At 26.5% G+C, this 14,287-nt stretch carries 16 protein-coding genes; 14 read left to right on the top strand and 2 right to left on the bottom strand.

Annotated features, from left to right (window positions below; translation table 11 throughout):
- Positions 1 to 60: 60 nt before the first annotated feature.
- Positions 61 to 561, bottom strand: a complete 501-nt coding sequence (locus QZ321_RS02575; RefSeq protein WP_291746271.1) for a QueT transporter family protein — start codon at positions 559 to 561, stop codon at positions 61 to 63.
- A 673-nt stretch (positions 562 to 1,234) separates the two neighbouring features.
- Here QZ321_RS02575 and QZ321_RS02570 point away from each other — a divergent pair.
- From QZ321_RS02570 to QZ321_RS02505, 14 genes are all read left to right on the top strand, one after another.
- Positions 1,235 to 1,465, top strand: coding sequence for a hypothetical protein (locus tag QZ321_RS02570; RefSeq protein WP_291746269.1), 231 nt, complete (start codon positions 1,235 to 1,237; stop codon positions 1,463 to 1,465).
- A gap of 96 nt (positions 1,466 to 1,561) precedes the next feature.
- Positions 1,562 to 2,203 (top strand): hypothetical protein, encoded by a 642-nt coding sequence (locus QZ321_RS02565; RefSeq protein WP_291746266.1) that lies wholly within the window; start codon positions 1,562 to 1,564, stop codon positions 2,201 to 2,203.
- A gap of 193 nt (positions 2,204 to 2,396) precedes the next feature.
- Positions 2,397 to 2,816, top strand: a complete 420-nt coding sequence (locus QZ321_RS02560) for a hypothetical protein (protein WP_291746264.1) — start codon at positions 2,397 to 2,399, stop codon at positions 2,814 to 2,816.
- 260 nt (positions 2,817 to 3,076) lie between these two features.
- A complete protein-coding gene (ruvA, locus tag QZ321_RS02555; protein WP_291746262.1) occupies positions 3,077 to 3,682 on the top strand; it encodes a Holliday junction branch migration protein RuvA in 606 nt (201 codons plus the stop codon).
- 10 nt (positions 3,683 to 3,692) lie between these two features.
- Positions 3,693 to 4,724 carry a Holliday junction branch migration DNA helicase RuvB gene (ruvB, locus tag QZ321_RS02550; protein ID WP_291746259.1) on the top strand — a complete coding sequence of 344 codons (1,032 nt, stop codon included), beginning with the start codon at positions 3,693 to 3,695 and terminating at the stop codon, positions 4,722 to 4,724.
- Between the two features lie 12 nt (positions 4,725 to 4,736).
- A complete protein-coding gene (gene queA / locus QZ321_RS02545) occupies positions 4,737 to 5,762 on the top strand; it encodes a tRNA preQ1(34) S-adenosylmethionine ribosyltransferase-isomerase QueA (protein WP_291746256.1) in 1,026 nt (341 codons plus the stop codon).
- A 30-nt stretch (positions 5,763 to 5,792) separates the two neighbouring features.
- Positions 5,793 to 6,932, top strand: coding sequence for a tRNA guanosine(34) transglycosylase Tgt (tgt, locus tag QZ321_RS02540; protein WP_291746253.1), 1,140 nt, complete (start codon positions 5,793 to 5,795; stop codon positions 6,930 to 6,932).
- A 152-nt stretch (positions 6,933 to 7,084) separates the two neighbouring features.
- Complete coding sequence (gene yajC, locus QZ321_RS02535) at positions 7,085 to 7,360, top strand: preprotein translocase subunit YajC (RefSeq protein WP_291744107.1); 276 nt, start codon at positions 7,085 to 7,087, stop codon at positions 7,358 to 7,360.
- A 54-nt stretch (positions 7,361 to 7,414) separates the two neighbouring features.
- A complete protein-coding gene (locus QZ321_RS02530; RefSeq protein ID WP_291746249.1) occupies positions 7,415 to 7,792 on the top strand; it encodes a TIGR04086 family membrane protein in 378 nt (125 codons plus the stop codon).
- A 305-nt stretch (positions 7,793 to 8,097) separates the two neighbouring features.
- Entirely contained in the window at positions 8,098 to 9,429 is a 1,332-nt protein-coding gene (locus QZ321_RS02525) for an FAD-dependent oxidoreductase (protein WP_291746246.1), read from the top strand.
- A 99-nt stretch (positions 9,430 to 9,528) separates the two neighbouring features.
- On the top strand, positions 9,529 to 10,818 hold the full coding sequence (locus tag QZ321_RS02520; protein WP_291746243.1) for a family 10 glycosylhydrolase: 1,290 nt from the start codon (positions 9,529 to 9,531) through the stop codon (positions 10,816 to 10,818).
- A 200-nt stretch (positions 10,819 to 11,018) separates the two neighbouring features.
- The gene (modA, locus tag QZ321_RS02515) at positions 11,019 to 11,795 is read left to right on the top strand and encodes a molybdate ABC transporter substrate-binding protein (RefSeq protein ID WP_291746240.1); all 777 of its coding nucleotides are present in this window, start codon (positions 11,019 to 11,021) and stop codon (positions 11,793 to 11,795) included.
- Between the two features lie 14 nt (positions 11,796 to 11,809).
- Entirely contained in the window at positions 11,810 to 12,487 is a 678-nt protein-coding gene (gene modB, locus QZ321_RS02510) for a molybdate ABC transporter permease subunit (RefSeq protein WP_291746237.1), read from the top strand.
- Between the two features lie 2 nt (positions 12,488 to 12,489).
- Positions 12,490 to 13,545 (top strand): ATP-binding cassette domain-containing protein, encoded by a 1,056-nt coding sequence (locus tag QZ321_RS02505; RefSeq protein ID WP_291746235.1) that lies wholly within the window; start codon positions 12,490 to 12,492, stop codon positions 13,543 to 13,545.
- Positions 13,546 to 13,704: 159 nt separating this feature from the next.
- Here QZ321_RS02505 and QZ321_RS02500 read toward each other — a convergent pair whose 3' ends face one another.
- The gene (locus QZ321_RS02500; protein ID WP_291746232.1) at positions 13,705 to 14,091 is read right to left on the bottom strand and encodes a BlaI/MecI/CopY family transcriptional regulator; all 387 of its coding nucleotides are present in this window, start codon (positions 14,089 to 14,091) and stop codon (positions 13,705 to 13,707) included.
- Positions 14,092 to 14,287 lie beyond the last annotated feature (196 nt).

The following is a 14,287-nucleotide window of genomic DNA, read 5'->3' as shown; positions in this document are numbered from 1 at the left end:
ATTATATTATAATAGTTAATATAAAAAGGACAACATTACGTTGTCCTTTTTATATTTTAATTATTTAAATGTAATTATATTTTTTAATTTAGATTCAGCCAATAGGAATATAGGCACTCCAATACATGTTATTACAACTAATTCTCCTAATGCAACTTGTCCCATAGATAAAACTAGTGGTAATCCATATAGCTTATTTAACATCCAACCTACTATAAGGCCATTAAAGATTGTTGGCCAAATAGATGCTATAAAAAGCTTAGTTTTATAATTTTTTATTATCTTACCAGTTAAGTAAATAGCATATACACTAATAAATGTAGCTAATGTTCCAAATAATACATCCATAGGGCCATTAGGACCTAGTAAATTAGCAATTAAACATCCAAGTGTTAATCCTCCTATATATAGTGGATCAAATACAGCTAATAGAACTAAAATTTCAGAAATTCTAAATTGAACTCCCATGTAAGATAAAGGTGCAATAGCAATAGTTATAACTACATAGATTGCTGCAATGATTGCAGTCCTAGATAGTCTTTTTGTTAAATCGTTTTTCATTTTGAAAAACCTCCTAATAAAAATTATTAGGAACCTAAGGCTTATAATAGATAAAACTTTATCTATTATTTTAAGTTAAAACTTTTACCTAGTTTTGTTTTAAGACAGGAGGTTCCCGAACTGTCTAAGGTTTTTAAATATTTAAGGTATTTAAAAAAGGTTGGATTAAACTTTATAATACCTTTCATAATAAAACCACAAAGATTATTTTAATATATATAAGCAATATAATGCAAGAAATATATTGTTTATACTTATTAAATATATTATTGATATAAACAATTTATTATTTTAATAGGATGTGAATTTTGTTTATATTTTGTTATTATAATATTAGGAAGTTAGAAATTAGTAGATAAAATTTAAGTTGGTTTAAAAGGAATGAAAAAGTTTATGAATAGTGAAAGAATAGAAATATCTAGATTATATATAAAAATAAGTATTAAAGCATTAATTATTATTGGATTAATTTATATTATATTTAAAATGTTACATTAATTAAAATGTAATTTTATTCATAAAAAAATATAATTTTTTGTGGTTAATTATTAAATTTAATCATAGTATAATAAGAGAATTATTATACTATGATTAAAAATTAATATACATAGATGGGACAAAGGTTTAATATTAAAAATTGAGGATTTTTTCATTGTTATAAGGGGGAGTTTTTGTGGGATTTTTAAATGAGGATTTAAAAAGTAAGTTTGAAAATCATAAAAATAAGATACAAGAAAATATTGATATCGGAAAGAATATGGGAGTTAATAAAATTAGTGCAATCCTTGCCATGGATGATGAAAGTGAAGAAATTCAAAAGTTGCTAGTAAATTGGTTATTAGTAGAAGGATATAGAATCTCTATTAAAAAAGAGGATTTTAGTATATTAACGATTGAATGGTAAAAGCTCATAAGTGAGCTTTTATTTTTTTAAAAATTTTTTAATTACATGAATATCATTTGTAAAGTTGTCAAAAATTACAACTAAGGAGTGATGTTTATGGATAATAAATTTGAACATAATAATGAAAAAGAAATAAATAATGAAAATAGATATAAAAATAAAAAAATAGCAATAATTTCAGGAATGATTATAACAGCACTTATAATTTGTTTTTTTGGAACATATTTAGTTGCAGATAAATTAATTAATCCTAAATATGCAAATGAGACAAAAGAAGAAGATAAAGCAGTATATAACAATACAAAAGCTTTAGATGATGATATGATTTTAGTTTTAACTAATCAAGGAGTTATTGAAAAGGAGCAAAGTATTTCAGACTTTAAAAAAGAAAACTCTATAGTAACTGATATTAATCAACAATTCATAGTAAACTTTTTTGAAGCAAATGGATATAATTTAGAGGAATTGCAAGATAAGAAAGTAGTTTTTAGCAAAGATGGAACTATAAATGTATTAAAACCTAATAAATATTATATAGGTGAAAAAGAAGGATATTTTGCAATTTATAAAACAGATAGTGAAGGCAAATTAACAATTGAAAATGAAAATGATGTATATAGAAATAATAGAACAGTAAATTTTTTGCAAGGCAAAGATTTAGAAGATATTAAAAATTTAAAACATTGTTATGATACAAAGGATGAAGCAGTAGAAAAATTAACTGCATATATTTCATAATGCTTATCCCATATAATCGCTTTTTAAAGTGATTTTTAATATACCCTTAAACTATATATTTTTACTTGAAGGAGATTATAAATAGAATTTGGTTTTTATTTATAATCTCTTTCATTATAGGAAAATAGATGCTTGTATAACATTTAAGATAAGAGGAGAAAATATCATTATAAGCAACTAAGGAGGCGAGAAAATGAGTATTATGCCAAGCTTTGAATATTTATTAGTTATGCCAAGTGGAAATATTAAAGGTTTTAATGATCAAGAAACAGCTAAGGCATATATTAATAACTACTATTATTTTAGGACAAGAAATAATGATGTAGTTGGAGCATATGAGGATTTAACAGAAGATTTTGATGATATTGCTAATGTAATTTGTTATAAAATTGGAGTAGAAGAGGGAGAGTGTAGGCTATATAATACTAGAGATATAATTGAAAAAATACAAGATGAAGTTATTTTTCAAGATGAAAAGGAAGAGTTGATTTCAAAATTACTATATAAACCTAATGAAATAAATACATTTGACTATGCAATAGATAATATATTTACTAATTCAGATTCAATTGACATTATGGAACCTTACGGAGATCCGATAACAGGGCAATAATTGTAATATATGTAAAGAAGTTATATTATATTGAAAAATTTAAATTCAATGTAATATAGCTTCTTTTAATTATAAAAAGTTTTTATTAATTGTTGTATAAAAAGTTATTTTGATATATTTTCTTTATTATTGAAAAAATTAATTTAAAATGGTAAAGTATAAGGTAGATTAAAAAGGTATATATAATTTTAAATTACTGGAGTTTAAATTACTACGAAGAAAAAATAATCTAACTTTTAATTAGGTTAAGGGGGATATATATGTACGAATATATAAAGGGAAGATATATTGGGATTAATAAAGATTATGTTATTGTAGAAAATAATAGCATTGGATATAAAATTTTTACTTCAGGAGCAACTATGGCAGAAATGCCTAAGGTATCTGAGGAAGTTCAATTATATTTAGAACAAATAGTAAGGGAAGACTTTATTGGATTATATGGCTTTAAGGATAGAGAAGAATTAGAGATGTTTAAATTACTTATTTCAATAAGTGGGGTGGGCGCGAAGGCTGCTTTATCTTTACTTTCAATAAGTAGAATAAATAATTTAAAATATGCAATAATTATGGAAGACGATAAACATTTATGTAGGGCACCTGGAATTGGGAAAAAAACAGCAGGAAGAATTATATTAGAACTTAAAGATAAGATTAAAACAGATGAAGTAACTGAAGGTGTTGATATTCAACAAGGCTTTGAGGATATTTCACAAAATAATATTAATGCAATAGGAGAGGCACTTGGAGCATTGCTTGCTCTTGGATATTCAGAAAAAGAAGCTGAAAGTGCATTAAAAAAAGTAAATAAAAAGGAATCGGTAGAAAATATTATTAAGGAATGTTTAAAAGTATTGATGGGATAGAGGTGATATATTGGAAAGAATTATCACTCCAGATGAAATTCTGGAAGATGGAAATGGTGAATTAAGTTTAAGACCTCAAAAGATTAATGAGTATATAGGGCAAGATAAAGTAAAAGAAAGACTTAACATATTTATTAAAGCAGCTAAAAGAAGAAATGAAGCATTAGACCATGTACTTTTATATGGGCCACCTGGTTTAGGTAAAACAACTTTAGCTAATATTATAGCAAAAGAAATGGGTGGAGATTTAAAAATAACTTCAGGACCTGCAATTGAAAGAGCTGGAGATTTAGCAGCTATATTAACAACATTAAAAGATAATGATGTTTTATTTATTGATGAAATACATAGATTAAATAGAAGTGTTGAAGAAATACTTTATCCAGCAATGGAGGATTATGCTTTAGATATAGTAATAGGAAAGGGAGCAGCAGCTAAATCAATTAGACTTGATTTGCCTCATTTTACTTTAATTGGAGCAACAACTAGAATTGGTATGTTAACATCACCATTAAGAGATAGATTTGGCGTTCTTTGTGACATGGTATATTATACCGAAGAGCAATTAAAGGAAATAATAGTTCGTTCTGCTTTTGTATTGGGTTGTAATATAACTGACGAGGGTGCATATGAAATAGCAAGACGTTCAAGAGGGACTCCAAGAATTGCCAATAGGCTTTTAAAAAGAGTTAGAGATTATGCCGAAGTGTATTCAGATTCTTTAATAAGTTATAAAGAAGCAAAGGCAGCACTTGAACTTTTAGAAGTAGATGCCCAAGGATTTGATAGAGTTGATAACAAAATATTAGAAGCTATTATTGATAATTTTAATGGAGGACCTGTAGGAATAGAAACATTATCTTATTTTATAGGTGAAGAGCTTGGAACAATAGAAGATGTTTATGAGCCTTATCTTCTTCAAAAAGGATTTATAGTTAGAACAGCTAGGGGAAGAACAGCTACAGATAAAGCATATAATCACTTAGGAAGAGTAAGAGGAAAAAAAGTTACAAAAAAACAAACTAGTTTTTTTGAAGGTTAGGAGATATATTTAATGAAGACAAGTGATTTTGATTTTTATTTACCAGAGGAGCTTATAGCACAATATCCATTAGAAAAGAGAGACTATTCTAGACTTATGGTTTTAGATAAAGCTACTGGAGAAATAGAACACAAACATTTTTATGATGTAATAGATTATTTAAATAAAGGTGATACATTAGTTTTAAATAATACTAGAGTAATGCCAGCAAGACTTATAGGAGAAAAAGCTATAAGCGGAGGTAAGATAGAATTTTTACTTTTAAAAAGAATCGAAGGAGATAAATGGGAATGCTTAGCTAAGCCTGGGAAAAGAGCTAAAATAGGAACTGAATTTACTTTTGGAGAAGGTAAATTAAAATGCAAGGTAGTTGATATTGTAGAAGAAGGCAATAGAATTATAGAGTTTTCTTATGATGGAATATTTGAACAAGTTTTAGATGACTTAGGAGAAATGCCACTTCCACCATATATAACTGAAAAGTTAGAAGATAGGGAAAGATATCAAACAGTTTACTCTAAAGAGCAAGGATCAGCAGCAGCTCCAACTGCTGGATTACATTTTACCAAAGAGCTTTTAGAAAAAGTAAAAGAAAAAGGGGTAAATATTGCTTATGTTACATTACATGTAGGACTTGGAACATTTAGACCAGTTAAAGTTGATGATGTAAATGAACATGTTATGCATTCTGAATTTTATCATTTAGAAGAAGAGGATGCAAAGATAATTAATGAAACAAAAAAACGTGGAAATAAAATTATTTCTGTTGGAACAACATCTACAAGAACATTAGAAACAATTGGAGATGAAAATGGTTTTGTTAAACCTCAAAGTGGATGGACTAATATATTTATTTATCCAGGATATAAGTTTAAAGTTGTAGATAAGCTTATAACTAATTTCCATTTACCAGAATCAACATTAATAATGTTAGTTTCAGCTTTAGCAGGAAAAGAAAAGGTAATGAATGCTTATAATGAAGCTGTAAAAGAAAAGTATAGATTCTTCTCTTTTGGTGATTCAATGATAATAAAATAATAAAAACATAAGTTAAAAGGACGTGAAGTTTTGAGTAAAAGATATACGCTGTTAAAAAAAGACGGTAAAGCAAGAAGAGGAAGATTTGAAACACCTCATGGAACAATAGAAACACCAGTATTTATGAATGTTGGAACTTTAGCTGCAATTAAAGGCGGAGTTTCTTCTATGGATTTAAAGGAAATAGGGTGTCAAGTTGAACTTTCAAATACATATCATCTACATTTAAGACCATCTGATAAAGTTGTTGCTAAAATGGGTGGATTACATAAATTTATGAATTGGGATAGACCAATATTAACTGATTCAGGAGGATTTCAGGTATTTTCATTATCATCAATGAGAAAAATTAAAGAAGAAGGAGTTTACTTTAATTCACACATAGACGGTAAAAAGATATTTATGGGGCCAGAAGAATCTATGCAAATTCAAAGTAATTTAGCATCAACAATAGCTATGGCTTTTGACGAATGTATACCAAATCCATCAACTAGAGAATATGTACTAAATTCAGTTGCAAGAACAAATAGATGGTTAGATAGATGTATAGCTGAAATGAATAGATTAAATTCACTACCAGATACAATAAATAAAGAACAAATGCTTTTTGGTATTAACCAAGGTGGATGTTATGAAGATATAAGAATAGAACATGCAAAGCATCTTGCAAAATTAGATATGGACGGATATGCAATTGGTGGTTTAGCAGTTGGTGAAACTCATGAAGAAATGTATAGAATTATTGATGCAGTAGTTCCACATCTTCCAGAAGATAAACCAATATACTTAATGGGGGTTGGTACTCCAGAAAATATATTAGAAGCTGTAGATAGAGGAGTTGACTTCTTTGATTGTGTTCTTCCTGCTAGAAATGGTAGACATGGTCATGTATTTACTGGTCAAGGGAAAATAAACTTAATGAATGCTAAATTTGAGTTAGATGAAAGGCCAATAGACGAAGGATGTCAATGTCCTGCATGTAAAAATTATACAAGAAGTTATATAAGACACTTATTTAAAGCTAAAGAAATGCTTGCATTAAGACTTTGTGTTTTACATAACCTTTATTTCTATAATAAATTAATGGCTGATATTAGAGATGCTATTGATAATGGAAACTATAGTGAGTTTAAAGAACAAAAACTTAGAGAATGGAATATAAAAAAATAAGTTTTAATTGTTGTTTTATGAATAATTTATTAAAGTTTTAATATGAGGTCTTCATAGAATTGACATATAAATTTAAATAAAGTATAGTATTTAATACATAGTAAATATTACAATGTATTGTTTAAGTATAAATGTGAAGGGAAGGGACTTTAATGGCACAATTACTAGCTACATTATTACCTTTAGTTGCAATGTTTGCAATTATGTATTTCTTATTAATACTTCCAGAAAAGAAAAGAACTAAGAAATATAATACAATGTTATCAGAGTTAAAAGTAAATGACGAAGTTTTAACTAGAGGCGGAATAATTGGAAAGATTATAACAATTGAAGAAGATCAAATGGTTATTCAATCAGGTCCAGATAGAGTAAGATTTAGAGTAACAAAAAACTCTATAGCTCAAAAGTTAAATAAAGACGTTGCATAATAAAGAATAATACCCCCTTTTAGTTCATAAAATGAACTAAAAGGGGGTGTTTTTATGGATTGGAAAAATTATTTTACAAATGTTTTAAAGGGAGTTGTTGGAGCTGGTGCAATAGTTATAATATTAACTGCTATTTTTTCATTAGTTATGAGCTTTGTAGAAATTAGTCCAAGTATAGATAGTGCTATTAATGTTATAATAACAAGTTTGAGTCTAATATTTGGAACAATATTAGCAGCTAAGTTATATGGACGTAAAGGGTGGTTCGTAGGTCTTTCAGTCGGTATATTATTTTACATAGCATTATATGGCATAGGAATTTTATTTGGAGCTGAAGCTACTCTAGGTTTAAATGATTTAATTAAATTTTTACTTTGTGTTGTTGTGGGAATTCTTTCAGGAATGTTAGGAATTAATTTAGGAAGGGATTAAATAACTTTTATTATTTATAGGGAAATTTATAAGTTATTATTGATAGTTATAAGCTACTAATAATAACTTATTTTTTTATAATGATTTTAGATAAATAATTGTAAAAAATTAAATAATATAAGATAAAAAAGAAAAAATAAGTGTATAGCTTTATCTAAAAAATATATAATAAAATTTTTGTTAAAAAATACACAAAAACTCTTTACTAATTCCGAGTAAAGTAGTATTATTTAATTAAGGAAAATAATTATTAATTAAGAAAAATTATTTATGATTGAAATATACATTTTTAGGAGGAATTTATTATGAAAATAGTAGTAGTTGGATGTACACATGCAGGAACAGCAGCAGTAGTAAATTTAAAGGAACTTCACCCAGAAAGTGAAATTACAGTATATGAAAAGAATGATAATTTATCATTCTTATCATGTGGAATAGCTTTAAATGTTGGAGGAGTAATTAAAGAAACTAAGAATCTTTTCTATAACTCACCAGAAAATCTTGCTAAAATGGGTGTCATAACTAATATGAAACATGAAGTTTTAGATATAGATTTTGAAAATAAAACTTTAAAGGTTAAAAATCTTTTAACAAATGAAGAGTTTGAAGATAATTATGACAAACTAGTTTTAACTTTAGGATCATGGCCAATAGTCCCAAGATTTGAAGGTGGAGATTTAGAAAATATTTTATTATGTAAAAATCATGATCATGCACTTGAAATAATTGAAAAGTCTAAAGAGGCTAAAAATGTAATAATAATTGGAGCTGGATATATTGGTGTTGAGCTTGTAGAAGCTTTTGAAATGCAAGGAAAAAATGTTACATTAATAGATGCAGAAGAAAGAATTATGGCTAAATATCTTGATAAGGAATTTACAGATGTAGCAGAAAAGGAATTTTCTGATAGAGGTGTAAACTTAGTTTTAGGAGAAAAAGTAGCTAGATTTGAAGGTTCAAACGGAAAAGTAAGCAGAGTTGTTACTGAAAAAGGAAGCTACGAAGGAGATTTAGTTGTATTATGTATTGGATTTGCACCAAGCACTAAACTTGTTCAAGGTAAGTTAGATACACTTCCAAATGGAGCAATTATAATCGATGAATATATGAGAACTAGCAGAGAAGATGTATTTGCAGCAGGAGATTGCTGTGTAGTTAAGTATAATCCAGCTAATGATACAAGATATATTCCTTTAGCAACAAATGCTGTAAGAATGGGAACATTAGTTGCTAGAAATATTGTTGAACCAACTCTTAAATATATGGGTACTCAAGGTACTTCAGGAATTAAGATTTATGAAAAATGTATAGCTTCAACTGGATTAACTGAAGATGTTGCAAAAGCTACAACTAAAATGAATGTTGCTTCTGTATCATTAACTGATAACTATAGACCAGAATTTATGCCTACTTATATGCCTGCAACTGTTAAGTTAGTATTTGATAAAGATACAAGAAGAGTAATTGGAGGTCAAATAATTTCTGATATAGATTTAACTCAATTTATGAATACTTTATCAGTAGTTATTCAAAATGGAATGACTATAGAAGAACTTGCAATGACAGATTTCTTCTTCCAACCACACTTTAATAAACCATGGAGCATTTTAAATGCAGTTGCGTTAAAAGCTCTATAATAAAAAAGTAACCTAGAAATAGGTTACTTTTTTATTGGAATTTTAAAATTTTGTTATATTAGCAAAAAAATAATAGTAATATTTTAAAGGGGGTGAAAAATGAGAAATAAATTTATTCAGTTCATGGCAACTTTTATAGCAATATGTTTAGTTGCAGGCATAGTAATAAAAATAAAGATAAGTAAACTTAATAATGATTCAAAAAGTAAAAGTATAGATATTAGTGAAAGTGAAGGTGAGGAAGCTATAGAAAATAAATTTATAAAAGATGGAGAAATGAGAGGCGTTTGGGTATCTACAGTAAGTAATTTAGACTGGCCAGAAGCAGGAAAATATGATTCAAAATTTCAAAAGGAGATGTTAAAAGAAAAGTTTAATTTTATAGAAGAAGCAAATATGAATACAATATTTTTTCAAGTTAGACCTATGGGAGATGCTTTATATAAATCAAGTTATTCTCCATGGTCTAAGTATTTAACAGGGAGCTTAGGAAAAGATCCAGGATATGATCCATTAGAATTTGCAGTTGATGAAGCACATAAAAGGGGATTAGAGCTTCAAGCTTGGTTTAATCCTTTTAGAATAGATAGTAATTCAAAAACTTTTAATATAAATAATTATATATCAGAGTTACCAGCTTCATCACCATTAAAAAATCATCCAGAATGGATAGTTAAATATGGTAATTATCAATATCTTAATGCAGGAATACCAGAGGTTAGAGAATATGTTATTGATACAATAATAGAAGTTGTTAAAAATTATAATATTGATGGTATTGTTTTAGATGATTATTTTTATCCATATCCTTCCGGAGGATTAGAATTTCCAGATAATGATACTTATAAAAAGTATGGAGGAAGTTTTAATTCAAAAGATGATTGGAGAAGGGATAATATTAATTCTTTTATAAAAGAATTATATAGTAAGATAAAAGAGACTAAGCTAGAAGTGAAATTTGGAGTTAGTCCATTTGGAATATGGAGAAATGGTGAGTCTGTAGGTGGAAGTAATACAAGAGGATTAAGTAGTTACGATGATGTTTATGTAGATTCTAGAAAATGGATTCAAGAAGGATGGATTGACTATATTATTCCTCAAATATATTGGCAATTTGATTATAAAGCTGCACCTTTTGCAACATTAGTTGATTGGTGGGCTAAGCAAGTTGAAGATAATAATGTAAAACTATATATTGGATATGCAGCTTACAAAATAAATGATTCAAGTTATGGGGAAGCATGGCTTAATGGTAATGAAGTAATAAATCAAGTAAGATATTCTAATGCAAATGGTAATGTAAATGGTGGTTGTTTCTTTAGATTAAAGACATTAGAAGAAAACAGATTAGAATTTACGGATAATTTAAAGAAATTATATAATAGATAAATATATGCTTTTAATAAATTTAGTTTAAATTAATTTTATTTAATTAAAATATACACGTTCTTAAAGAACGTGTATATTATTGTGAGATAAATGAAATTATACAAGTAGAACTTAATGGTAAAGTATGATAATATTAAAATGTTTAAGTTATAATTGTAGATAATAAATTTAATTAAAAATAAGAAGAATAGGAGTAGCAAATGATAAAAAAAATAAAAATTATATCAATATTACTAGGATGTAGTTTGCTTTTTATTGGTTGTAGTAAAGATGATAATAAAAATGTAGTAGATTTAAATATTTCTGCAGCAGCAAGTTTAAAAGAAGTAATGGTTGATTTAGAAACAGAATATAAAAATATCAATGAAAATGTTAAATTAGTCATAAATTATGGGGGATCAGGTTCTCTGCAACAACAAATAGAACAAGGGGCACCATGTGACTTATTTATATCCGCAGGACAAAAGCAAATGAATACTTTAAAAGAAGAAGGATTATTATTAGATGATACAACTAAAGATTTAGTTGAAAATACATTGGTTCTTATAAAATCAAATGGAGTTGAAGTTAATAATTTTGATGAGTTAAAAAATGATAAAGTTAAGCATATAGCGATTGGTGAGCCAGAAAGTGTGCCAGCTGGAAAATATGCAGATGAAGTATTAAAAAATACAGGAATAAAAGATAATATTAGTGATAAGCTTGTTTTTGCTAAAGATGTTAAGGAAGTTTTAGCATGGGTTGCATCTGGAAATGCTGATGTAGGTTTTGTATATTTAAGTGATGCTTTAAATAATAGTAATGTTAAAATTGTTGAAAATATTGATGAAGTAAATAATCATTCAAAAATTGTTTATCCAGTATCAGTTATAAAAGATTCAAAAAATATTGAAGATGCAAAGAATTTTGAAGACTTTTTATTTACGCATGAAGCACAAGAAATATTTGAAAAGTATGGATATAAATCAATAAATTAAGAGAGGTTATAAGTATGGATTTTTCACCTTTATGGATATCTATTAAAACAGCATTTATTGCAACAATTATAACTTCTATAATAGGAATATTTATATCTTATAAAATGGCTAATTATAGAGGAAGAGGTAAAGGATTTATAGATGGAATTCTTACTCTTCCTCTAATATTGCCACCAACTGTTATAGGATTTTTCTTGTTACTTATCTGTGGAAAAAATGGGTTTATAGGAAGGATTTTTATGAGTTTTGATAAAAACATTATTTTTAGTTGGAGTGCAACAGTTATAGCAGCAACTGTTGTTGCATTTCCTATGATGTATAGAACTTGCCGCTCTGCATTTGAACAAATTGATAAAAATATGATTTTAGCAGCAAGAACTTTAGGACTAAGTGAAATTAAAATATTTTTCAAAATAGCAATACCTCTTGCTTGGCCAGGTATAATTGGTGGATTAGTATTGAGCTTTTCAAGAGCATTAGGAGAATTTGGAGCAACATTAATGATAGCAGGGAATATCCCTAAAAAAACTCAAACTATGCCAATTGCAATATTCTTTTCTGTTGAGAGTGGAGATATGAATAGAGCAATGTTTTGGGTTTTAATTATAGTTTTAATATCATTCTTTATGATATTTTTATTAAATTATTGGTGTGATACTCAACAAAAAATAATAGGTAATAGGGGGAGATAGTTTTGAATTTATATATAGATATTACTAAAAATTTATCTTCTTTTAATTTAGATGTTTCTATAAAAAATAGTTCTGGGATTATAGGATTTTTGGGGGCATCTGGCTCAGGAAAAAGTATGACACTTAAATGTATAGCAGGTCTTGAAAATCCATCAAAAGGGAAAATAATTATAAATGATAAAATTATTTTTGATTCGGAAAAAAATATTAATATTAAGACTAAGGATAGGAAAATAGGATTTTTATTTCAAAATTACGCTTTATTTCCTCATATGACTATAAAAGATAATATAGAAATAGGATTAGATAAGGTTAGTAAACTTGAAAAAAATAAATTATCATCTAGTTACATTAAGAAATTTAAATTAGAAGGTCTTGAAAATAGATACTCTTGGCAACTATCAGGAGGACAACAGCAAAGAGTTGCTCTAGCAAGAGCACTTATCACATCACCAGAAATATTGCTTCTTGATGAGCCTTTTTCAGCATTAGATAATCATTTAAGGGCAAGTATGGAAAAAGAGCTTATTGAGATTTTAAAAGATTATAAGGGAATGGTGATTTTTGTAACCCATGATATAGAAGAGGCATACAGAGTTTGTGATAAAATAATAGTGTTTGATAATGGTAAGGCAAAATCCTTAAAGGAAAAAAATAAATTGTTTGAAAATCCTCAATCATTAGCTGAGGCAAAGCTTACTGGATGTAAAAATATATCAAAAGCTAAAAGGTTATATGATAATTTTGTATTTGCTAGTGAGTGGAACTTAAAGTTAAAAATTCTAAGTAATAATATAGATTTTAATTATATTGCAATAAGAGCTCATAATATTAAATTATTTAATAGTAAGGAGGATAATATTAATAGTTTTAATATGCATATTGAAAATATAGTTGAAAATCCTTTTGACTATACTTTATATATAAGAGAGGTTAACTCTTTAAATACTAATTTAATTAATTTTAGTATTTCTAAAGAGGAGATGAAATTTAAAGTTAATGATGTAATAAAAGTTAGCTTTAAAGAAAAATATTTATTTACATTTAAAGATGAATAGTAAGAGTATTTACATATTTTTATTTATAAGATATTTTGTATAATTCATTTATATTTTGTGTAAATAATTATAATATTTAAATAAATTGCTCCAAAATGAAAAAATATTAAAATTCATTATGGAGCATATTTTTTATTCTATCAAAATACAGATAAAAAATTATTTTTTTACTGTATTTTGAGAATTATCTAAAATAGATTTTAGCTCATTTATTTCATCTTCAGTAAGTTTTTGTGATTTAACAAAATTAATTACCATTGAATTTAAGGAACCATTAAATACTTTATTTAAAAAACCTTCACTTTCTTCTTTAATACAATCTTTCTCTGAAATAATTGAAAAATAATAATATTCTTTACCTTCTTTAGTAAAATTAATGGCTTCTTTATTTAATAATCTATTAATTAATGTTTTAATTGTGGAAGCTTTCCAATTAGTTTTTTCTTGAAGTTTCTTTATTATTTTAGTTGAAGTTATAGAATCATTTTTCCAGATAATTTTCATAACTTCCCATTCAGCATCAGATATTTTAGGTAATTTTTTCAACTTTAACACCTCTTTTGATTACCGTTGTAATTTATATTTTAAGTTTACAAATGTAAATTTTATTTGTCAATATTAAATTTTATATAAAATAGAAATTACAAGATATATTCAAAAAAATTAGAAATAATTTACAAAAAACATATTGACTATTATTGATTACAAGTGTAAACTAAATTTATAGATTACGTTTGTAATT

The sequence above is a fragment of the uncultured Clostridium sp. genome (assembly GCF_910588715.1).
Taxonomy (GTDB): domain Bacteria; phylum Bacillota; class Clostridia; order Clostridiales; family Clostridiaceae; genus Clostridium.
This window is presented reverse-complemented; position numbering and strand designations above follow the sequence as displayed.